This window comes from Flavobacterium sp. W21_SRS_FM6, from assembly GCF_052119645.1.
GTDB lineage: Bacteria > Pseudomonadota > Gammaproteobacteria > Enterobacterales > Alteromonadaceae > Paraglaciecola.
Genome location: NZ_JBGQOM010000010.1, coordinates 159,134 through 181,399, shown reverse-complemented (window position 1 = coordinate 181,399; position 22,266 = coordinate 159,134). Strand labels below are relative to the sequence as shown.

The 22,266-nt window shown below is 42.7% G+C and carries 19 protein-coding genes; 8 read left to right on the top strand and 11 right to left on the bottom strand.

Annotation, left to right across the window (positions count from 1 at the left end; genetic code table 11):
• Positions 1–1,175 (top strand): FimV/HubP family polar landmark protein (locus tag ACEN2L_RS16545; protein WP_441745261.1); only part of this gene is annotated, 1,175 nt, incomplete at its 5' end.
• A gap of 442 nt (positions 1,176–1,617) precedes the next feature.
• On the opposite strand, the gene ACEN2L_RS16540 is transcribed toward ACEN2L_RS16545, so the two are convergent.
• The 3 genes from ACEN2L_RS16540 to ACEN2L_RS16530 all read right to left on the bottom strand — a co-directional run bounded on the left by ACEN2L_RS16540 (position 1,618) and on the right by ACEN2L_RS16530 (position 4,207).
• Complete coding sequence (locus ACEN2L_RS16540; RefSeq protein ID WP_441745260.1) at positions 1,618–2,340, bottom strand: DUF481 domain-containing protein; 723 nt, start codon at positions 2,338–2,340, stop codon at positions 1,618–1,620.
• Positions 2,341–2,423: 83 nt separating this feature from the next.
• Positions 2,424–3,215, bottom strand: coding sequence for a DUF481 domain-containing protein (locus tag ACEN2L_RS16535; protein WP_306021523.1), 792 nt, complete (start codon positions 3,213–3,215; stop codon positions 2,424–2,426).
• Positions 3,216–3,340: 125 nt separating this feature from the next.
• Entirely contained in the window at positions 3,341–4,207 is an 867-nt protein-coding gene (locus tag ACEN2L_RS16530; RefSeq protein WP_441745259.1) for an HDOD domain-containing protein, read from the bottom strand.
• A 212-nt stretch (positions 4,208–4,419) separates the two neighbouring features.
• On the opposite strand from ACEN2L_RS16530, the gene ACEN2L_RS16525 reads away from it, so the two are divergent.
• The gene (locus ACEN2L_RS16525; protein ID WP_441745258.1) at positions 4,420–5,340 is read left to right on the top strand and encodes an alpha/beta fold hydrolase; all 921 of its coding nucleotides are present in this window, start codon (positions 4,420–4,422) and stop codon (positions 5,338–5,340) included.
• Positions 5,341–5,376: 36 nt separating this feature from the next.
• Here ACEN2L_RS16525 and ACEN2L_RS16520 read toward each other — a convergent pair whose 3' ends face one another.
• From ACEN2L_RS16520 to ampD, 8 genes are all read right to left on the bottom strand, one after another.
• Entirely contained in the window at positions 5,377–5,622 is a 246-nt protein-coding gene (locus ACEN2L_RS16520) for a DUF1289 domain-containing protein (RefSeq protein ID WP_306021526.1), read from the bottom strand.
• 347 nt (positions 5,623–5,969) lie between these two features.
• The gene (locus ACEN2L_RS16515) at positions 5,970–8,036 is read right to left on the bottom strand and encodes a M13 family metallopeptidase (protein ID WP_441745257.1); all 2,067 of its coding nucleotides are present in this window, start codon (positions 8,034–8,036) and stop codon (positions 5,970–5,972) included.
• A 256-nt stretch (positions 8,037–8,292) separates the two neighbouring features.
• Positions 8,293–9,714 (bottom strand): dihydrolipoyl dehydrogenase, encoded by a 1,422-nt coding sequence (gene lpdA / locus ACEN2L_RS16510; RefSeq protein ID WP_306021528.1) that lies wholly within the window; start codon positions 9,712–9,714, stop codon positions 8,293–8,295.
• Between the two features lie 118 nt (positions 9,715–9,832).
• Positions 9,833–11,806, bottom strand: coding sequence for a dihydrolipoyllysine-residue acetyltransferase (gene aceF / locus ACEN2L_RS16505; protein WP_441745256.1), 1,974 nt, complete (start codon positions 11,804–11,806; stop codon positions 9,833–9,835).
• 20 nt (positions 11,807–11,826) lie between these two features.
• Positions 11,827–14,499 (bottom strand): pyruvate dehydrogenase (acetyl-transferring), homodimeric type, encoded by a 2,673-nt coding sequence (aceE, locus tag ACEN2L_RS16500; protein ID WP_441745255.1) that lies wholly within the window; start codon positions 14,497–14,499, stop codon positions 11,827–11,829.
• A 110-nt stretch (positions 14,500–14,609) separates the two neighbouring features.
• Complete coding sequence (pdhR, locus tag ACEN2L_RS16495; RefSeq protein WP_306021531.1) at positions 14,610–15,362, bottom strand: pyruvate dehydrogenase complex transcriptional repressor PdhR; 753 nt, start codon at positions 15,360–15,362, stop codon at positions 14,610–14,612.
• Positions 15,363–15,568: 206 nt separating this feature from the next.
• Positions 15,569–16,390, bottom strand: a complete 822-nt coding sequence (gene ampE, locus ACEN2L_RS16490) for a beta-lactamase regulator AmpE (protein WP_441745254.1) — start codon at positions 16,388–16,390, stop codon at positions 15,569–15,571.
• Positions 16,391–16,442: 52 nt separating this feature from the next.
• Positions 16,443–16,997, bottom strand: coding sequence for a 1,6-anhydro-N-acetylmuramyl-L-alanine amidase AmpD (ampD, locus tag ACEN2L_RS16485; protein ID WP_441745262.1), 555 nt, complete (start codon positions 16,995–16,997; stop codon positions 16,443–16,445).
• Between the two features lie 96 nt (positions 16,998–17,093).
• On the opposite strand from ampD, the gene ACEN2L_RS16480 reads away from it, so the two are divergent.
• From ACEN2L_RS16480 to coaE, 6 genes are all read left to right on the top strand, one after another.
• A complete protein-coding gene (locus ACEN2L_RS16480; RefSeq protein WP_441745253.1) occupies positions 17,094–17,603 on the top strand; it encodes a retropepsin-like aspartic protease family protein in 510 nt (169 codons plus the stop codon).
• A gap of 122 nt (positions 17,604–17,725) precedes the next feature.
• Entirely contained in the window at positions 17,726–18,574 is an 849-nt protein-coding gene (gene nadC, locus ACEN2L_RS16475; protein WP_441745252.1) for a carboxylating nicotinate-nucleotide diphosphorylase, read from the top strand.
• A 169-nt stretch (positions 18,575–18,743) separates the two neighbouring features.
• Complete coding sequence (locus tag ACEN2L_RS16470; protein WP_441745251.1) at positions 18,744–19,172, top strand: pilin; 429 nt, start codon at positions 18,744–18,746, stop codon at positions 19,170–19,172.
• An 81-nt stretch (positions 19,173–19,253) separates the two neighbouring features.
• Complete coding sequence (locus ACEN2L_RS16465) at positions 19,254–20,465, top strand: type II secretion system F family protein (protein ID WP_441745250.1); 1,212 nt, start codon at positions 19,254–19,256, stop codon at positions 20,463–20,465.
• A gap of 197 nt (positions 20,466–20,662) precedes the next feature.
• Positions 20,663–21,523, top strand: a complete 861-nt coding sequence (locus tag ACEN2L_RS16460) for a prepilin peptidase (RefSeq protein ID WP_441745249.1) — start codon at positions 20,663–20,665, stop codon at positions 21,521–21,523.
• Entirely contained in the window at positions 21,520–22,125 is a 606-nt protein-coding gene (gene coaE / locus ACEN2L_RS16455; RefSeq protein WP_441745248.1) for a dephospho-CoA kinase, read from the top strand. Before ACEN2L_RS16460 ends, coaE begins: the two co-directional genes overlap by 4 nt.
• Positions 22,126–22,266: the final 141 nt, after the last annotated feature.

Genomic DNA, 22,266 nt, shown 5'->3' with positions numbered 1-22,266 from the left:
TCGAAGAAATAGCTGACATCGAGGAACAGGCTGACATCGAAGAAACAGCTGACATCGAAGAACAGGCTGAAATCGAAGAAATGGCCGAAGTCGAAGAGTCATCTGACACCGAAGCAACAGCTGAAATCGAAGAAACAGCTGACATCGAAGAAACGGCTGAAATCGAAGAAACAGCTGAAATCGAAGAAACGGCTGAAATCGAAGAACAGGCTGAAGTCGAAGAAATGGCCGAAGTCGAAGAGTCATCTGACACCGAAACAACAGCTGACATCGAAGAGACAGCAGATATTGAAGAAACTGACGAGTTTGCTGAGCATAATCTGGATGAGCATGGCTTAGATGAAGATGAGTTAGAAAAAGCCTTAGAAGATCTCGAGCATCAGGAACTCGATGAGGTTCTGAAAGATTTGACCTCAGATCAAAAAGGCGGCTTAGACTCCTTAGATGAATTAGAGTTTGGCGCTATCGCTGATGACTATTTTCAACACAAAGCGCAGGATCCGAGCCCTAATCAAGATGAAACCGATGATTCTTTACTTGAGCAAGCATTAGCTGACCTTGATGCCGAGGCAGAAAATCTTAGCGAAGTACAGGATGAAAGTGCCTTAGATGAATTTCCAGGATTGGGTGACTGGTTATCTCAAGACAAAGAATTAGATCCAAAGGATAAAAAAGACAAGCAATTACAGAGTAATGCTGAGGATGAATCTGTACTTGATGAAATTGAAGAAGCTAATTTTGATGAATTATTAGATGCTATTGACATCAGCAACGATGACGAAAACGATGGCTTGGATATTTCAGCTCTGTTATCTGAGCCCACTGCAGAAGACGAAGTTGTGTCAAACGAATTGCTCAATAATACCGACGAAGATGACTTTTTAGACGTTGAAGCATTGTTAAACGATAGCTTCGATGAAGAAGAGGATTCTTTGGCAGCTAAGGATTTAGACTTGTCAGCACCTCTGGCTTCATTCTTTGGTGATCCTACAGAGGGCGAAGGGGTTGATGTTGACGATGACAGTGGTTTTGGCGCTAAGTTAGATCTTGCTCATGCCTATATTGAAATTGGCGAACACGACTCTGCTGTAGAACTATTACAAGACATCATTGAAAATGGCAGTGAGCAACAGGTCATCGAAGCCAAGAGTGTATTAGCGAATCTTGCTGAATAGAAGAAAATTAATACGCTTTTTGTCCAAATGGGGGATATCAGCTCTTTATGTGGCAACACAGAATCGTCTTCACTGAACAAGGTTTGCTAAGAAAAATACATTTCCAATGACGACACTAGCGAGTTATTAAGACCACTAGATACCTTACAGCCGGCTCTGAATCATTACTAAGTTCAGAGAGAAGATGCTATTTTTTGGGAAGCCAAAGGATAGTAATGGAAAGGTGCTAGTGCTAGTGGCGCTTTAGTCCAAATGCTAACTCGCAAGTAAGGATAGACCAATATGCCATCCGCAGCGTTCTGACCAGTACGTAGTCTTTTACATCAGCTTACTGTTGTCTACAGCAATAGATGTTGGCGCTTGTTGAGTACTGATGGGATCCGAAGTCTATAGATACAAAAACGCCGGCTAAATTAGCCGGCGTTTTTGATGAATTTATTTCTTAAAAGAAAGTGTAAACCACGGTGACCGCAGTTTGGGTATCTAGGTTCTCTTTACCCTCAGCCACATCAGTGTTGTGATCCATTAATAACGATACTTTCAAAGACAGCGAATCATTAATCTTGGCAGATAAAGAGGTCTCTGATTTAGATTTAGTATTATTACTACCTACTTCCGTAGATAGTATTTGTTTGAAAGTCGCGTTATCTGACACTTTCCATTGATAGTCTAGTGCACCACGCACAATTAAGCCGTTTTCAGATTCGCCTTCAGAGGTTTTTGCAAATGAATAACCAGGACCGATACTGTAGCTAAATCTGCTTGAAGGGTCATCCCATAGCTTTTGTTGCCAACCCACTGCAAGTGTGGCTTGATAGTCGTAACTGCTGAACTTGTCATCAGCATACGAAGCGAAACCAAACAAACGGTGATCAGGATTTTCTAACTTATAGTTACCCTGAGCGGACATAAAGTATTTTTGCGCAGTCGTTTGCGATTCACCCGCAACGTCATCTTTTTTGTAAAGACCTTCAACTACAAAGTCATTACTCCACATCTCTAACTCTTGATGCGCAGCTAGCTTACCTTTGAAAGACGTAGTCTCTGTATTACCCGTGGTAGAGATAAAACCAAATTCGCCATCCATCGACAAGGGTTTCACTTCGTCGGCAGCGAAAGTGCCATAAGAGGCGAGAAGGCTTAAAACTAGCAGTGTTTTTTGCATGGAAAATATCCTTAATATAATTAAATCCAAAAATTGAATAGTTGAAGAGGTAAATATGGAAATATTTTACGCTAATAAATGGCTCAGAAAAACTGATAAACCAGAGTAACGGCTGTTTCTGTGTCTAATTCTTCCGTTTCTTGACTGACACCCGTATCGTGATTCACCACAAACGTCAGTTTCATGGCCAATGAGCCATTTATTTTAGTTGATAAAGACGTTTCTGATTTAGTTTTTGTCGAATCACTCGCTGCTTCGGCGCTGACAAATTGCCTAAATGTCGCTTGTTTATTGAATTTATGTTTGTACTCAAAGGCCGCCCTAACAATAATTCCTTGATCATCGGCTAAGTTTTTATTGGATTCATACTTAGATACTGAGTAACCAGGACCAATGCTATATTTCAATTCGCTGATATCATCTCGCCATAAACGGGATGTCCAACCTGCGGCAACCGCCGTTTGATAATCAAAGCCACTAAAACGATTGTCTTCATATTCTCCATATATAAATACCCGATTGTTGGGGTCGAGTAATTTATAGTCAATTTGGCTTGATAGAAAAAGTTTTTGTGCCGAAGTGGCTGATACATTCTCACCATCAATTTCTGTAGCACTGCGCTTATACAAAAAATCACTGATGATCTGGTAACTCCAATGGGTAAGTTCTTGACTGGCATTGATTTTTGCGGTGACGGACGAGGTACTGGTATTGCCGGAAGCTTCGACTAAGCCAAACTCGCCTATCATCGACATTTCGCTATCTTCGCCAATGGCGTAGCTTGGCTTCTCAGCCATATATAATGAGCGCATTATATTTAGCTGAGCATGACTGTGCCACGCGCAAAAAGTCAGTAATAGGAGGAGTTTTTTCATTAAAAATACAAATTTAACTGCCAATTAAAAAGCAGGAGACATTGTATAAAACTAATGCAGCATTGTGCAAAGTTAATACTCAATAAAATTCGGTAATTACACTTTATTTACCTTGTTTTTTAATTCTACTTTGCCTTTGGTTGCATTAAGGTAATTATATTATCCGCTTCCATTAGCGCATATTTAACAGCCGCATTAAGATCGTAATTTTCTAAATTTAATGCGCTAATCACGGTAGGGGGCACAAGCTGATGAGGTGTATAAAGATGTTGATTCGCCAACGCAATACCTGCCCTAGCAGCACAAAAAATGACTGCGATCTCTTTATCTTTTAGGGCCTTCATTTCATCATGAATATGTTCAATAGGTAAATACAACTGAGAAGGTAAGCGCCACACTTGCATTAATTCTGCACTGCATTTCGCAAAGTCAAAGCCCATTAATTCTTGTTGTTTGTGCCAAGGACAGATTTTAGCATCGTATTGATTGCATTTTATTACTAATTCAGGCGCTTGTACGGCAACTAAAAGCTCCCCAATATTATGCAACAAACCCAGTACAAAAAAGCGCTCACTTCCTCTAATTCGGGCAATTTTTGCTAAATGTTTGGCAACTAAGCCAGCATAAACGCTTTGTAGCCAAAACCGTTTCAAATCAATCACGTCACTACTGAAATGTTCGAAGGCCGAGCTGGCGGTTTCGGCCATAACTAAATTATATAAAGCTTCACCACCAATCACGCTAATTGCTTTTGTGAGGGTATCTACTTGTGATTCAAAACGGAATAAAGATGAATTAGCTAATTTTAATAACTTAGAGGATAGCGAAGGATCTAAGGCAATAAGCTCTCCTATCTCCTCTAAACTGCTATTGTCATTATCCAGCATCGCGCGAATTCGTATGCAAATATCAGGCAACACGAAGGACTGGCTTGCAATTTTAGCTACATCTTTGGGGTTTATTGTCAGCATTGGCACATTACGTCTTTCCACGGTTGGCCTTATTATAAACAGTTAGCGCATTAATTGAGAGTTACTTTGTCAATAATGCTTAATATTTATGAACTTGCACCACGGAAAAATTTTATTTTTCTGCTTTGCAATTGTCTTTAGTTTGGACAGATATTGATATTATGAGACTGACTTTTACTGAGTAAATGAGTAAGCTAGTTTCTAACTATAAAAAAATTTTTTGACTGAAAATTGTGAAGACAAGTAATCTAGATGTACAGCACAGTAATGAAAAACAGGTTCATGCCAACGGCCTACTGATTAATTTCGACAGCTTTGGTGAGCGCAGCAATCCTGCTGTCGTCTTAATTATGGGCTTGGCTACACAAATGATTTTTTGGGATGAAGCGTTTTGCCGAGCTTTAGCCAGTCAGGGTTTTTGGGTTGTGCGTTTTGATAATCGAGATATTGGTAAAAGTAGCTGGCTAAACAAGGATAAAATTCCTAAGTCATGGGCATTTTTAATGAATGTACTATTTGCTAAAAAGTTAAAAGCAAGTTACCAACTCACTGATTTAGCCCAAGATACTGTGGGTTTAATGGATGCACTAGAAATTGAAAAGGCACACATCGTTGGGGCATCGATGGGTGGCATGATTGCACAACTAATTGCAATTGAGGCACCGCAAAGGGTGCTAAGTCTTACGTCTATTATGTCTACGACTGGAGATCGGTCTTTACCCAGAGCGAGCAATACAACTGCTTTACAACTTTTGGCAACACCCGTCAAAGAAAAAACAGTTTATCTTAAGCAAGCCACAAAGGTTTGGCGAATCCTGCACGGTTCTCATTACCCCTTTGAGCAAGAAAGAATCACTCATTTATTACGTTGCTCTAGGGAGAGGGGATTTAATCCTGACGGAATAAGTCGCCAATTTGCCGCTATTTTAAGTGCAGCGGATCGGACATCTGCCTTGCGTCAATTAACTAAGCCAACATTAGTGATACATGGCGATATGGACCCTTTGGTACCGGTTGAATGTGGCGTCGCTACTGCGAACGCAATTCCACAAGCCAAACTTAAAATTTATCCTGGAATGGGCCACACTATCCCTGTTGAAGTCGCACTTGATGTTATTAATGAAATAGTTGAACTAGCAAAGAGCGCAAACTGAATCGCTTGTCATGGGTTTATCCCAAACGAGGCTTCATTATTCAAATAAGTCAGTTTGCTTTTGCTCTTCTTTACTTTGCGCTTGTTTAGACTTTGCCTGATTAGCGCGTTTTTTGCGTAAGGCACAGGCTTTAATAATTGCACTTTGCACATTCTCTTCTAGTTTAGTCCAATGTAATCTCTCATCTCGCGAGCGAAAGCAACCCAAGCAATAACCCTTCGGGCCAGATTGGCAAACGCCTATACAAGGACTGGTTATTTCAAAAATTTCAATCTGTTTCAAACCACACCTCAACAGATAAAACGCCGGGGAATATCCTGATTAGATAGTAGATAGGTACTGCGAGATAGTAAATAGCAAAGAGTTAGCTCTAGTTCTAAACGTAGCGTTGGTCGTTTTGATTTTTTACTGTGTTGCTTTGATACCATGCGGTGATCGGCGGCATCCTAAATTTGGGGTTTATAAACGGATAAGCTAACTAGGCTGATGTTATTCAACACCCTAAATATACGCTAACTGCGGTTGTCTTTGAGCAGTTTTGGGCCTGGGTAGTATCATCGTCAACGCTTTTAAATGTAAAAAGCCCAAACAAGGCAGGGCTTGAATGGGCATGTTAAGCAAAAGGTAAATTACCAGATTTTTACACGATCTTCTGGTTTAAGGTACATGCCATCACCTTCTTTTACGTCGAAGGCTTGATAAAAAGCGTCAACGTTTGGCGCGATACCATTTACCCGAAATTCGCCCGGTGAGTGGGGGTCGCTTAACAGTTGTGCTCGCAACGCATCTTCACGTGATTTGCTGCGCCACACTTGGGCATAACCCATAAAGAAACGTTGGGCGCCAGTTAAGTTATCGATAACCTTTGCTTCCTCACCATTTAATGACATTTGATACGCTTTATAACCAATGGTTACGCCGGCTAGATCACCGATATTTTCACCTAAGGTCAAACTACCATTCACATTCTGACCTTCAATAGGCTCAAAAGCGTCGTACTGCGCTACTAACTTTTTACCAAGCGCATCAAAGGCTTCACGATCTGCATCAGTCCACCAACTACGAAGATTACCTTGTCCATCGTATTTAGAACCCTGATCATCAAAACCATGACCAATTTCATGACCAATCACAGCGCCGATTGCACCGTAGTTAACCGCATCTTCAGCGTTCATATCAAAAAATGGCGGTTGTAAAATACCTGCTGGAAATACAATTTCATTTCTGACAGGGCTGTAATAGGCGTTGATGGTTTGTGGGGTCATGCCCCAGTCTTCTTTATCGACAGGTTTGCCAATTTTTTTAACGTCTTCCATGTGGTCAAATTCAGCGTAACGTAAGTAGTTTCCGACCAAGTCATCTGCTTTTATTTCTAAGCCTGAATAATCGCGCCATTTACTTGGATAACCAATTTTAGGCGTAAAAGACGCCAGTTTTTCAAGGGCTTTTACTTTTGTTTCTTCACTCATCCAATCAAGTTGTTGAATGCTTTCACCGTAGGCTTTAATTAAATTTTGAACGAGCTCGTCCATTTTTGCCTTGGCTTCAGGTGTAAAGTAACGTTCAACATATTGTTGACCAAGCACTTCACCTAAAACACCGCTTGTGGCGTTTACTGCGCGCTTCCAACGTGGTTGTTGCTCAGGAATACCGTTTAACGTGGTTGAGTGAAAAGCAAAGTGCAAATCGACAAAGTCTTGGCTCAAACGGCTGGCGTACGCGTCGACCAAATTAAAGGTTAAGTAGTCTTTCCACGTTTGTAAGTCGTGTTTAGTCATAATGTCGCTAATATGCTCAAAATAGGGCATGTTTCGCACCACCATTTTTTCTACTGAACCGATGCCACTTGCGTCCGCGTAGGCCTGCCAATCAAATCCAGTAAATAGCACTTTAACTTCGTCTTTACTGCGATTGTTATAATTTTTTTCGGCATCACGACTCTCTACTCGAGAAATGTGTTTTGCGGCAATATCTTTTTCCAAGGCCATAATGCGTGAGGCTGCGTCTTCTGGATTTGCTGTGCCAGCCTTAGCAAGTAATTCAGCCATATATTTTTCAGCGGCAATACGAAAATCAAGGTACTTCTGATCGTCTTTGCTGTAATAATCTCTGTCAGGTAAAGTCAGACCTGCTTGATACAAATACATGGTCGTTATATTTGGATCTTTGGCATCTGGTGAGGTGTAGTAGTTGAACGGACCGCCCACGCCAAGCACATAAAGTTCGCCCATTTTTTGAGCCAGTTCAGTTGGCGTTTTGATTGCTGCAATGGCATCAATATATGACTGCAGTGGGCTTAAACCTAATTCATTTGCTTTATCAAGGTTCATGTAGCTGTTGTACATGTCACCCAGCTTCTGTGTATTTGAACCACTTTGGGCCTGTGTATTGGCGGCTTCTTGGATCAGAGATTTTAGATTTTCTTGAGTATTGTCATACAAGACATTAAACACGCCATAACGACTTTTATCAGCAGGAATGTCAGTGGTATTTAACCAGTGGCCATTCACATGGCGAAATAAATCATTCTGTGCAGCAACGGTTTGATCAACTGCAGTCAAATCAATACCCGAAACCAAAGGTACTTTTTGTTCTACGGCTTGAGGTTGCTGAGGTTCTGTTTTCGATGCTGGGCTACAAGCGGCTAAACCTAGGGCCACTGATACACTAATAGCAAGCATACTAAATTTGTTCATCTGTCTTCCTTCATGGGAGCAAGTTATAGGGGATTACACCTTCTTGCTCTTATTATTGTGAGAGTAAAAATCGCAGTGAGTCTACTGCTTGCGACTTTAGCTTGCAAAATGTTGTGTATTTAAAGTGTGAATAATTGTTACAAGTGTTGGTTAACAAACACCTTGATAGAATGGGACAAGAGGGGGATGTAAATTGAGTTATGCAAAAAAAAGGGCCTGAAATCAGGCCCTTTGTGATTGAGTGCTTAGAAAAAGTTTATTTTTTCTTCGCTTTCGGATTAGGTAAATCAGTAATGCTACCTTCGTACATTTCTGCCGCTAAACCGATAGATTCGTTTAGAGTAGGGTGAGCATGAATGGTTAATGCGATATCTTCTGCATCAGCGCCCATTTCGATCGCTAAACCTATTTCACCTAACATCTCACCCGCGTTAATACCAACAATGGCACCACCAACGATACGGTGAGTATCTTTATCGAAAATAAGCTTAGTCATGCCTTCAGTGCGGCCAGAAGCAATTGCTCGGCCAGAAGCAGCCCAAGGGAAGGTCGCACTTTCAACCTTTAAACCTTGCTCTTTGGCTTCTTTTTCAGTGACACCTACCCATGCCATTTCAGGATCGGTGTAAGCAACTGAAGGAATGCATTTAGGATCAAAGTAATGCTTGAGGCCTGAAATAACTTCAGCAGCAACATGACCTTCATGCACCGCTTTGTGAGCAAGCATTGGCTGACCAATTAAATCACCAATTGCAAAAATATGGTTTACGTTAGTACGTAACTGCTTGTCTACACTAATAAAACCGCGGTCGTCAACAGCAACGCCGGCTTTATCGGCATCCAGTAATTTACCATTTGGACGACGACCAACAGCAACCAATACTTTGTCGTAGCGTACTGCTTCGCTAGGGGCCTGCTTACCTTCAAAGCTCACATATAAACCATCATCTTTGGCTTCTACACCCGTGACCTTGGTTTCTAACATGACATTGAATTTGTCTTTAACAAATTTTTGGTAAACCTTAACGACGTCTTTATCTGCGGCAGGTACAAGTTGATCTAAAAATTCAACAACATCAATTTGAGAACCCAAAGCACGGTATACCGTACCCATTTCTAAACCAATGATACCACCACCCAACACTAACATTTTTTCAGGGATGTCAGCCATTTCAAGGGCGCCGGTCGAGTCAATTACGCGAGGATCATCTTTAGGGATAAACGGTAAGCTAACCGGTTCAGAACCTGCTGCAATGATGGCGTTGTCAAACGTAATGACTGTTTTACCGTCTTTACCTTCTACTTCTAAAGTATTACTACCAGTAAACTTTCCATAACCTTGCACGTGTTTCACTTTGCGCATTTTTGACATACCAGATAGACCTTTGGTCAACTGGCTTACTACGCTGTCTTTCCAACCGCGTACTTTATCTAAATCGATTTTTGGCTCACCAAATACTACACCGTGGGAGGCCATTTCTTTGGCATCGTCGATAACTTTTGCTACGTGAAGTAGGGCTTTTGAAGGGATACAACCTACGTTTAAACAAACACCACCTAGTGTCTCTCGGGCGTCGACGATTACAGCTTCAATTCCTAAATCAGCAGCACGAAATGCCGCAGAATATCCACCAGGACCTGCGCCTAATACTACTAACTGGGTTTTAATTTCGCTCATTGTGACCTCAATCTCTTTAAAATTTTTTATTTGCTTTGTATGGGCGACGAAATTCTACCTAGTCGCCCGTGAGTTAGCAAAGAAAAGGCGTGAAAACACGCCATTTCTTTTATATTTGTTATAACAACATTTGACGAATATCACCCAGCACATTGCTCAAGTGAACGACAAATCTTGCGCCAACGGCACCATCAATAACGCGATGGTCATAAGACAATGATAAAGGCAGCATCAAACGTGGTTCGAAGTCCTTACCATTCCACTTAGGTTTCATCTCACTCTTAGATACTCCTAAAATGGCAACATCTGGCGCATTCACAATTGGAGTAAATGCCGTACCACCAATTCCACCTAAACTTGAAATCGTAAAACAACTGCCTTGCATATCAGCGGCTTTGAGTTTTCCGTCTCGCGCTTTAATACTGATTTCAGTTAACTCACGAGATAACTCATAGATGCCTTTTTTATCAACATCGCGCACCACTGGAACCACTAATCCGCCGGGCGTTTCTACCGCAATACCAATATGGTAATACTTTTTCTGAATTAAGCTTTCACCTGATTCGGATAAAGACGTATTAAATACAGGGTAGGCTTTCATTGCATCGGCTACGGCTTTCATCATAAACACCAAAGGCGTTATTTTTACCCCTAACTTACGTTTCTCAGCGACGGCATTTTGCTCTTTACGGAAGTCTTCAAGTGCTGTGATATCTGCCTCATCAAACTGAGTAACGTGAGGGATCGTGACCCAGTTTCTGTGTAAATTAGGACCAGAAATCTTCTGAATGCGGGTTAATGGTACTTCTTCGATTTCCCCAAACTTACTAAAGTCAACTTTAGGCGCTGCAAGAACTTGTAAACCGCCTGAACCGCCGGCAGACACTGAGTTATTGGTTGCTTTGGGACGAGATAATTCATATTTAACAAAGGATTGAACGTCTTCTTTAAGAACCCGCTTTTTAGGGCCGGTACCGCTAACCTGAATTAAATCTACGCCAAACTCACGCGCTAAACGACGCACTGATGGTGATGCATGCACTTTACCGCCTTTACCCATATCACCAGCAGAAGGATGGTGAGGTACAGGGGGCGCTTTCGGCGCAGATGATGCAGGAGCAACAGCAGGTTTAGCTGGGGCCGCATCAGCCTTAGCCGCAGGGGCCGGAGCAGGACTACTACCTGCAACCTCTAGCAATAATACTAAGCTGCCCTGCGATACTTTGTCGCCCACTTTCACTTTCACTTCTTTGACCGTACCCGCTTTAGGCGCAGGTACGTCCATGGTTGCTTTGTCGGTTTCTAAGGTAATTAAGCCTGTTTCAGCGTCAATTTTGTCGCCAGCTTTCACCAATACTTCGATAACATCGACGTCTGTGTCACCACCGATATCAGGAACGCTAACTTCGATGACTTCATTCGCTGAACTTGTTTGTGCCGGAGCTGCTTCTGCTTTTGGCGCTTCGGCCTCAGCTGCGGGTGTGGCCGGTGCACTGCCTGCTACTTCAAGCAAAAGCACTAAGCTGCCTTGAGACACCTTGTCGCCAACCTTAATTTTAAGTTCTTTAACCACACCAGCTTTTGGCGCAGGCACATCCATGGTTGCTTTATCGGTTTCAAGGGTAATTAAACCTGTTTCTGCATCGATTTTGTCACCGACAGAAACCAGTACTTCAATTACGTCCACGTCGGTGTCGCCACCAATGTCTGGTACGGTTACTTCAATAACTTCAGCCTCAGCAGAACCTTGCGAAGCGGGAGCACTAGCAGGCTCTTCCTTAGCTTCACTTTTGCTTGGTTCAACCGCATCTTTCGTCGGGGCAGGTTCTGATTTTTGAGAGCTGGCTTGTGCAGCCGCAGCAGTCATCTTCATGATCAATGAATCCTGACTGACTTTGTCTCCCACTTTCACCAAGATATCACTTATCTTGCCACCAAAAGGAGCAGGGATATCCATGCTGGCTTTGTCACTTTCAACGGTGATAAGTGATGCTTCTGCGTCTACGTCGTCACCAACAGCGACACATATTTCTATTACTTCAACTTCATCGCCACCGACATCTGGTACCAATACATCTCTTAACTCTGACATTTTGATCGTCTCCAATTCGGTTATGCGTAAAGCGGGTTAATCTTGTTGCCGTCAATGGCAAATTCTTTCAAAGCGTCAACCAAGACTTTTTTGTCGAGGTCACCGGCTTTCACAAGCTCACGTATTGATGCGATAGCAATGAAGGCAGGATCCACTTCAAAGTGACGACGCAAGTTTTCGCGACTGTCCGAACGGCCGTAACCGTCAGTACCTAACACTTTATATTGGCCTGGTACAAATGCTCTAATCTGATCGGTGTAAGCTTTTACATAATCAGTCGCCGCAATCGTTGGACCTTTACTGCCTTTGTTCAATACTTGTGTCACGTAAGGAACGCGCTCTGTCCCTTCTGGATTCAGCATGTTGTAATGCTCACAATCTAAGCCGTCACGGCCTAATTCGTTGAACGAGGTCACGCTGTAAACTTCAGAACTAATACCAAATTTCTCGTCAAGTAAAGTCGCCGCAGCGCGTACTTGTTGCAAAATGGTGCCAGAACCCAAGAGTTTGACAGACAGTTTATTTTTGCTATTGCCCACTGAATCCAGTAGATAAATACCTTTAACGATACCCTCTGCTGAGCCTTCAGGCATAGCAGGTTGTACGTAGTTTTCATTCATGACTGTAAGGTAATAAAAGACGTTTTCTTGCTCTTCAAACATACGGCGCATACCGTCTTGCACAATAACCGCCACCTCATACCCATACGTTGGATCATATGTAATGCAATTAGGAATGAGCGATGCTTGAGTATGTGACTGACCATCTTGGTGCTGAAGACCTTCACCATTGAGTGTGGTTCGCCCTGCAGTACCACCAATTAAAAAACCTCTGGTTTGGCTGTCACCAGCGGCCCATGCCATATCGCCGACTCGTTGGAAACCAAACATTGAGTAGTAGATATACACCGGTATCATGGGTAAATCATTGGTTGAATAGGATGTACCTGCAGCCACCCAAGATGCCATAGCACCGAGCTCGTTGATGCCTTCTTGTAATACTTGACCCTTAGTATCTTCACGATAATAAGCAACTTGGTCAGCATCTTGTGGCACGTATTTTTGCCCTTGGTTAGCGTAAATACCCACCTGACGGAATAGACCTTCCATACCAAATGTACGAGCTTCGTCAGGGATAATAGGTACAACTCGTGACCCAACTTTTTTGTCTTTCAACATCACAGTAAGTACACGTACAAAGGCCATGGTCGTAGAAATTTCACGATCACCTGAGCCTTTGGTAATGGCATCAAAGGCAGACAATGGTGGAGCTGGAAGGTTTTCAGCGCTTTTTGCTAAACGACGTGGCATATAGCCATGCAAGGCTTCACGACGACTGCGCATATACTTCATTTCTGCGCTGTCTTCGTCAAACTTGTAATAAGGAAATTCTGACAACTCTTCGTTATTTAATGGAATATTAAAACGATCGCGAATGTGTTGTATCGCTTCCATATCCATTTTCTTCACGTTATGTGCAATGTTTTTACCTTCGCCTGCAGAGCCCATGCCGTAACCTTTAACCGTTTTGGCAAGAATAACTTGTGGACGGCCCTTGGTTTCAGTTGCGCGTTTATAAGCGGCATAAACTTTAACTGGATCATGGCCACCACGATTTAAACGCCAAATGTCATCGTCAGACATGTTAGCTACCATGTCTTTGGTTTCAGGGTATTTGCCAAAGAAATGCTCACGGGTATAGGCGCCGCCTTTGGCTTTGTAGTTTTGATACTCACCGTCTACGGTGTTGTTCATAATATCAAGTAGTTTACCGGAGGTATCACGGGCCAATAACGGATCCCAATAGCGACCCCAAATGACTTTAAATACTTCCCAGCCAGCGCCGCGGAAGGTACCTTCGAGTTCTTGGATAATTTTACCGTTACCACGCACTGGGCCATCTAAACGCTGTAAATTACAGTTAACCACAAACGTTAAGTTGTCTAAACCTTCGCGAGTTGCAAGGCCGATAGCGCCCAAGCTTTCTGGCTCATCAACTTCACCGTCACCCATAAAACACCACACGCGCTGTTCAGAACAGTCTTTTAAACCACGGTTAGTTAAGTATTTTAAGAAGCGCGCTAAGTAGATAGCTTGCATTGGTCCCAAGCCCATTGATACGGTCGGGAACTGCCAAAAATCAGGCATTAATTTAGGGTGGGGGTAGCTTGATAAACCTTTACCGTCGACTTCTTGTCTAAAGCCATCAAGTTGGTCTGCGCTTAAACGGCCTTCAATAAAGGCTCGCGAATAAATACCAGGAGATACATGGCCTTGAACAAACAAAAAGTCGCCGCCATCTTTTTCGTTTGGTGCGCGGAAAAAGTGGTTGAAACCAACATCATACAACATGGCAGAAGAAGCAAAACTAGAAATGTGGCCACCAAGGTCAAGGTCTTTTTTGGAGCCGCGAACTACCATCATCATCGCATTCCACCGGATCGCGTTACGGATCTTGGTTTCGATAGTCTGGTCACCAGGCATAGTCGGTTCTTGACCTGCAGGGATAGTGTTCAAATAAGCAGTTGTTGCATCGTAAGGTAAATGTGCTCCATTGCGACGCGCTTTTTCAATCAAACTCTCTAGGAGAAAATGCGCACGTTCAACGCCTTCTTCTTCTAATACAGTTTCTAGCGAGTCTAACCACTCTTGGGTTTCTTGTGGATCCACATCCGAATGCATCATATCAGCCATGGTGCTTTCCTATTTTAGTTTGTTAATGGTGAACTTATTAAAGCCTACAAGGATAGTTTAATTTCCTATATTGGCATCTATTTTCAATAAGTTGTTTAGTATTCGTACCTTTACTTCACTTCTATACGACGCAAAGCACGTTGCATACGCATATCTTGTCGATTAATGTTCAACAAGGTTTCTTCTATAAAAGCTAAATGTTCATTACTAGCCTGACGAGCTTGCTCTGGATCACCAGACAAAATTGCCTGAACAATTTTCTCTCGTTGTCGATTGATCATCAGTTGTGCATCAGAATGAGCAGATAGTACCTCTAAGTTTCGTTGAATGTTGTCTTGCAACATTGTTTGTAAGCTGCGCATAACGTGCAATAAAACAAGGTTATGCGCTGCCCCGGCCATTGTCAGATAAAAACTAACAAGTGCCTTTGCTTCAATACTTTTGTCCGCAGAGTTAGCACCGAGAGGCAAATCGACTAAGGCTTTTTTCAGAGCCGTGTAATCGTCAGGTTGTCCGCGTAAAGCGGCATAATATGCTGCCATACCCTCTAGAGCATGACGAAACTCTAATAAATCAAATTGCATCTCTGGTCTGTCAGACAGCAGCAATAATAACGGGTCGGTGATTAACTCATTTAATTTGGGTTTAACAAATGTGCCACCACCTTGTTTACGCTCAACCAGATTTTTTGCTTCTAATTTTTGAATGGCCTCACGCACAGAGGGCCGTGATACCGCAAATTTCTCAGCAAGTTCTCGTTCAGGGGGGAGTTTTTGCCCAGCCAAAAACGTACCTTCGAGTATCATGGACTCAATCTGCTCCATAATATCGTCGGATAATTTTCTTGATTGAACTTTGCGCATTGCCACCCTAGAGGTTACCTTTATCAGTATAAAGGCTGACGTAGTAACCTTGGTAAATTGGTAAGACCATTTAGCCCACTAGCTTATTAGACATTTTAAGTCGAGTAAATAGTGGTTTATAAATCTAGATGATGTTTAGCTGATATTCAGTTGCATCACCTTGATTTATATCCAATTTAGTTGAGGTTTGGCAGTGGTCTGATCAGCTAATTTATCCAGCCCGTTAAGGTTAAAAGGGCAATCGCAACTAAAATAAACTTGACGTTTCGCTTGGCTAATCGAACCAAGGTACACGGTTCTTCTGTACAATCATTTTCATCTAGTTCAATTTCTTCGGCTTGTCTTGCGACATCAAGTAGTAAGTTTTTAGCGCTGATATGAGGATTTAGTACATAACTGAGCCACGTTGGAAATGCTCGAGAAAAATGGCCCACTAACAAAAAGCCTAAAGCCGTGATCCTCACTGGCAGCCAATCCAAAATATGCATTACCTGTTGGATCACTGATGCACCGGGCTGTTGAGTGGATTGAAGTTGTTTGTTGACTTCTCTTGCCAATACATAAAGTAGAGCGCCAGCAGCGCCAAGAGCAGTAAACCATAAAATAACGGCGGCATAATGCAGGTAGTTTTGCCACACCAAGTTACGACCAAAAGATTCCATGCCTTCGTCGTCATTGCTCAATTGTTCGGCGTAAAGGCTACATGCTTCTAAGTCGCCGCGATTTGCTGCTTGTAAAAAACATTTATAGGTTGCACGAACAGCAGGACACCCTACGCAAACCATTAGTATTGCTGTACTGATGATAAATGCTATGAGACCTGCGGCCAGATATTGCACCAACACAAAAACAACGATGGGCGGAACGAGTATTAAGGCTAAGCCGCCATAAGTGTTAGTAGAATCGGCATTTTGTTTTGTCGTTAAAGACGAAAACAAGTGATTAAAATAGAACTCAAATTGCCAATAACGCGATTTTGTTGTTACACGCTCAACCAGTAAGACCAAAAGCAAACTGATTATTGTCATAAGACATTTTCTCCAAATTAAATAAGGGCTTCAATATAACACTTATCATTGATTAAAGGGCACTAAGACCTTGGCGAAACAAAGGCCAATCAAAGGCAACTCCTGGATCGCTTTTGCGTAGTGGGGCAATGTCACAATGTCCGACGATGCGGGCTAAGGTTATATGAGGAAAAAGAGCCATTATGTAGTGGCTTAATTTAAGCAAACTTGCATATTGCGCATTGGTATAGGCAATATGATCAGCCCCTTCTAATTCAATACCAATCGAATAATCATTACAGATACTGCGCCCCTGAAAACTCGACTTGCCTGCATGCCAAGCACGATGGTTAAAGGGCACAAACTGCACAACTTCGCCACTGCGTTTTATTAGACAATGGGCAGAAACTCGCATGTCAGCAATAAGTTCAAAATACGGATGTCGACTTTTATCCAATTTTCCGCAAAAAAACGCTTCGATTTCCTTGCCGCCAAATTGCTCAGGCGGCAAGGAAATATTATGAATAACCAACAAAGAGACATCCTGAGGGTCGGGTCTGTCATCATAATGACTCGTCACGCACTGTAAAGCAGAGGGGTAAAAATTCGAGTGAGATGAATGATTGATAAGCTGGCTTCTTCTAAAAGTATCTTCAGGCAGCTATCATAGCAAACAGCACGAAGTTTAAGTCAAGCGACACGCAATTTTTGCATAGGAGCCCCCTTGTCTGAGCAACAAAGTAGTATGGGAAAGTGGATGATGGTTTTTGCTTGGATATCTGGTTTAGCCTTGCTGGTCTTGGTATTCGATGAGCAATTAGAAGCGCAGTTTAATCCAAATCGTCAACCAATATCAGCTAACGATAAAGGCGTAATAGAAGTTAAACTGCAGCAAAACCGCAGTGGCCATTACGTGACAAATGGTACAGTTAACCATGAGCCGGTGGTGTTTTTACTCGATACCGGTGCTACCCATGTCTCTGTACCTCAACACTTAGCCAATCGATTACAACTAAAGGCGGGGGCCTTTTATCCTGTGCAAACAGCTAATGGCGTGATAAATGTTGCCCAAACGTCTATCGCTCAGCTTGCTATCGGTGATATTCAGTTGTTTGATGTTAAAGCCAGTATCAATCCATCGGATCAAAGTGATGAGATTTTGTTAGGCATGAGCGCACTTCGGCAGCTAGAGTTTACCCAAAAAGGGCAGTGGTTAATTTTGCGTTCTTTGTAGAAGCGGCCTTAGCCGCTAAAAAGCGTTAACATAGAACGTGTCATTGCTTGATACCACCTCATTTACCAGCATCAGATGTTAGGAGCAGGTAGTAACGAGTCCCACATTTAAAAAGAGAAAACATGTTACAAGATCATATTAAACAAACGGTGAGTTTTGCCTTATTCGAAGATTTAGGTGGCAAGTCAATTGAGACGGGTGACATTACCGCTAACTTAATTCCAAGTACTCAAATGATAAAGGCCGAAGTGATTACAAGGGAGCCCTGCGTGCTCGCTGGCGCGCAGTGGGTAAACGAAACCTTTTTGCAAGTCGACCCCAATATAAAGGTGACATGGTTTGCCAAAGATGGTGAGCAGCTCAAGCCTAATCAAGCCATCTTTCAAGTCAGTGGCGCCGCACGGGCGATTTTGACCGCAGAACGAACGGCCTTAAACTTTTTACAAACCCTAAGCGCCACTGCCACACAAGTAGCGGCCTGCGTAGCTGAACTCGCGGGCTCGAAAACGAAGTTATTAGACACCCGTAAAACCTTACCTGGTCTGCGACTCGCACAAAAATATGCCGTTACGTGCGGTGGCGGTTTTAATCATCGTATCGGTTTATACGATGCATTTTTAATTAAAGAAAATCACATAATGGCCTGTGGCTCAATTAAGCAAGCGGTGACGCAGGCTAAACTGCAACACGCTGAGCTACCTGTTGAGGTGGAAGTAGAAAACTTAGATGAGTTGACTCAAGCCATTGATGCAGGGGCCGATATTGTCATGTTAGATAATTTCAGTATCGAATTGATTAAACAAGCGGTTAACTTTAATCAAGGTCGCAGCAAACTTGAAGTATCTGGAAATGTAACTAAAGAACGCTTACACGCCTTGTCAGCCACTGGGGTAGATTATATTTCGTCAGGTGCGCTCACTAAAAACGTGGCGGCTATTGACTTATCGTTGCGGGTTATTGCATCGCAGTAAATTGAGTTCATTTTCATACTTTAGACTTGAGTATATTTTTGCATACTTGTCAGAATGTTAAGTCGTTCTATACTGAACAGGAATTTAAAGAACGCCATTAAGCAGGGCACTGTGATTGGCACAAACTTGTAAAACCCTAATGCACTAATAAAGTGTTGGAGAAAACACCATGAACATGACTCAAATGAACAACGTAAAAAAACAAGGCGGCTTCACGTTAATCGAATTAATGATTGTTGTTGCCATCATCGGTATCTTGGCCATGATCGCATTGCCTGCTTATCAATCTTATACTGAAAAAGCGCGTTTCACTGAAGTGACTAATGCGACGTCTGCAGCTAAAACTGCTGTTGAAATATGTAAACAGATGGGGGCAGCTCTAGCTGATTGTGATGCTGGTGTAAATGGAGTACCCGCTACTATCGCAGCTGGAGCTGGAATTGTTGGTGTAACTACTGCTGATGGTGTTATCACTGCCACTAAAGCTACTGACGCAACTAATATCACTGGTAACGGTACTTATACTTTGACTCCAACGTTAACTGCCAGCGGAAACCTTACTTGGGCTTCTGTATGTGACCCAGCTACCTTGTGTTAGTCTGATTTTGTATTGCAAACAGGCCCGGATTCTCCGGGCTTTTTTGATTATTAATGACTAATTTAGTGAGTGAAATAAATCATGGCTACAGCTCCCATTACGTATGAATATTCAGGCGCTAATAAACGTGGTCAGGCGGTTAAAGGTGAGATATCAGCTACCTCGATATTAGAAGCCAAAAATCAATTGCGCCGGCAAGGTATCTCTGCCAAAAAAGTTAAAAAGCTCAGCACACCTTTATTTGGTAAAGGGGCTGAAAAAATTAAGCCCATGGATATTGCCGTGGTATCGCGCCAGTTAGCTACCATGCTCAGTGCGGGTGTGACGTTGATCCAATCCATTGATATGATCGCCCAAGGTCATAACAATGTAAAAATGCGCAAAATGTTGGCTGAGATCAGCAACGAAGTAAAAGCCGGTAACCCCTTATCTAACTCATTACGCAAACACCCTGAGCAATTTGATGATTTGTACTGTGATTTAGTTGAAACCGGTGAGCAGTCTGGCGCCCTTGAAACCATTTACGACCGTATTGCCATTTACAAAGAAAAGGCCGAAGCCTTAAAGTCTAAAATTAAAAAAGCCATGTTTTACCCCATTGCGGTTATTACCGTGGCTTTTATCGTTACTACGATATTGCTTATTTTTGTAGTGCCACAGTTTGAAGAAATTTTCAGTAGCTTTGGCGCTGAATTACCTGCCTTTACCCAATTTGTTTTAGTGATTTCCCGTTTTATGCAAGACAACGGTTTGTTTGTTGGTGCGGGGCTATTTGTAGCAGGCTATTTATTTAAACGGGCCCATAAAAAATCAAAAAAATTACGTGATTCAGTGGATGCGAAACTGCTTAAAATTCCGGTGATTGGCGAAATACTCAAAAAAGCCTCCGTGGCTCGATTTACCCGTACTTTGTCAACCACCTTTGCCGCGGGTGTTCCACTAATCAGCGCCTTAGATTCTGCTGCAGGTGCTGCGGGTAATGCGATTTTTCGCGATGCCATTTTATTTGTGAAAAAAGAAGTGGCTGGCGGTATTCAAATGAATGTTGCTATGCGCTCAACGGGTGTCTTTCCAGAAATGGTGGTGCAAATGATCGCCATCGGTGAAGAGGCGGGGGCAGTTGATGAAATGCTAAGTAAAATTGCCTTTATCTATGAGGCAGAGGTAGATGACTTAGTTGATGGTTTAACCAGCTTGTTAGAGCCGATGATTATGGCTGTTTTAGGTGTAGTTATTGGAGGCTTAATTGTTGCGATGTATTTACCAATATTTGAAATGGGCAATGTAATATAAAAAGTGCAGAGCCACTTATGTTCATACTCAGTAGGGGCCGCGATATAGCCGCAATACTTTTTTATTCGCTCCCTGTAGGGCCTTCAACAACATACAAATAATAACGACCCATGGCTTGGGGCAAGTATTTCTGGCAAGCTATGGCGTTTTTCTCTCACTGATATAAGTTTTCAACGATGAATGCAATGATACAACTCATGAGCGAATCACCCGCCTATTTTATTGGCACGGTGTTTGTGGTCAGTTTGTTGGTAGGTAGTTTTCTGAATGTGGTGATATATCGCCTACCTATTATGATGGAGCGCGCATGGCGCCAAGAATGTGAAAGTTATTTACACCCTGATCAAGCCTCTCATACCAGCCAAACTCAAGCTTTTAATCTGGTCAAGCCCGATTCAACTTGCCCCAGCTGCCAACACAAAATCAGAGCTTGGGAAAATATCCCCGTATTAAGCTGGTTATGGCTCAGAGGCAAATGTAGTCAGTGCCAAAATAGTATCTCTATTCGTTATCCCTTCGTTGAGTTGCTTAGCGCTGTTCTGAGCGCGGTTGCTGCGTGGCATTTCGGCTTTGGGCCAGCCGCTTTACTGGCCGTGCTTGCCACTTGGTTGTTAATTGCGATGAGTTTCATTGACTTAGACAAGATGTTATTGCCCGACCAATTAACCCTAAGTCTGTTGTGGATTGGTTTACTGGCCAGTATCAGTGGTGTGTATGTTGGTAGTGCAGATGCCATCATTGGCGCTGCCGTGGGGTATGTGTGTTTATGGTCGCTGTATTGGGCTTTTAAGTTGCTCACTGGCAAAGAAGGCATGGGCTATGGTGATTTTAAACTGTTAGCGGCTTTAGGCGCTTTTGTAGGGTGGCAACAATTACCTGTGGTGATTTTATTATCGTCCTTAGTTGGCGCCATTGTCGGTATCAGTTTGATTTTAATTCAAGGCCGCGACAAAAGTCAGCCTATACCCTTTGGGCCTTATTTAGCTGCTGCAGGCTGGTTAACCTTACTTAACGGTGATTGGTTTGTAAGCCAATACCTTGCCTGGATAGTGCGATGAGCACTTATGTAGTGGGGGTGAGCGGAGGAATTGGCAGCGGTAAAACTACCGTTACAAATCTATTCGCCGAACTAGGTATCGATATTATCGATGCCGATGTGATAGCTCGAGAGGTCGTTGCGCCTCAAACTCTTGGTCTAAATGCGATTGTGGCTAAATTGGGTCAAGATATTTTAGACAATCATGGCCACCTCAATCGCGCTTTACTAAGACAGCTGGTTTTCACTCAGCCAGATCTGAAAGAATGGCTTAATCAGCTGCTCCACCCGCTAATTCGAGAGCAAATGCAAAAACAAACCCAAGGGGCCAGTTCGCCTTATTGTATTTTGAGTGTGCCCTTATTGGTCGAAAATCAGGGATATAAAACGGTGGACAGGGTACTGATAGTCGATGTGAGTGAAGCCACTCAGTTACAGCGCACCGTGCTTAGAGATAACAGCAATGTTGAACAGATATCTGCTATCATGCGGGCTCAAGCCAGTCGTGAACAACGTTTAGCCGTGGCCGATGATGTGATAGAAAATGAAGGCTCTGAACAAGAATTAATCGAAAAAGTGGCACAGCTACACCAACTGTATTTATCATTAGCCGAGTCCGCATAGGCAACAATGTTAGTGAATAGGCGTGGTATTCGTTATATCGGCCTATTGATTTGCTTAAAAATTCTTTACAATGTTAGCTTGTCTCGACTCTGAGACCATAAAATTCCACTTATTTTCGATAAAAACAACTAAAGAGTCTTT

Coding starts and splice junctions, on each gene's coding strand:
- ACEN2L_RS16540 (WP_441745260.1), bottom strand. CDS start 2,340: ATGCAAAAAACACTGCTAGTTTTAAGCCTTCTCGCCTCTTATGGCACT.
- aceF (WP_441745256.1), bottom strand. CDS start 11,806: ATGTCAGAGTTAAGAGATGTATTGGTACCAGATGTCGGTGGCGATGAA.
- ACEN2L_RS16535 (WP_306021523.1), bottom strand. CDS start 3,215: ATGAAAAAACTCCTCCTATTACTGACTTTTTGCGCGTGGCACAGTCAT.
- nadC (WP_441745252.1), top strand. CDS start 17,726: ATGTTACAAGATCATATTAAACAAACGGTGAGTTTTGCCTTATTCGAA.
- lpdA (WP_306021528.1), bottom strand. CDS start 9,714: ATGAGCGAAATTAAAACCCAGTTAGTAGTATTAGGCGCAGGTCCTGGT.
- ACEN2L_RS16460 (WP_441745249.1), top strand. CDS start 20,663: ATGAGCGAATCACCCGCCTATTTTATTGGCACGGTGTTTGTGGTCAGT.
- ACEN2L_RS16465 (WP_441745250.1), top strand. CDS start 19,254: ATGGCTACAGCTCCCATTACGTATGAATATTCAGGCGCTAATAAACGT.
- ampE (WP_441745254.1), bottom strand. CDS start 16,390: ATGACAATAATCAGTTTGCTTTTGGTCTTACTGGTTGAGCGTGTAACA.
- coaE (WP_441745248.1), top strand. CDS start 21,520: ATGAGCACTTATGTAGTGGGGGTGAGCGGAGGAATTGGCAGCGGTAAA.
- pdhR (WP_306021531.1), bottom strand. CDS start 15,362: ATGCGCAAAGTTCAATCAAGAAAATTATCCGACGATATTATGGAGCAG.
- ACEN2L_RS16470 (WP_441745251.1), top strand. CDS start 18,744: ATGAACATGACTCAAATGAACAACGTAAAAAAACAAGGCGGCTTCACG.
- ACEN2L_RS16515 (WP_441745257.1), bottom strand. CDS start 8,036: ATGAACAAATTTAGTATGCTTGCTATTAGTGTATCAGTGGCCCTAGGT.
- aceE (WP_441745255.1), bottom strand. CDS start 14,499: ATGGCTGATATGATGCATTCGGATGTGGATCCACAAGAAACCCAAGAG.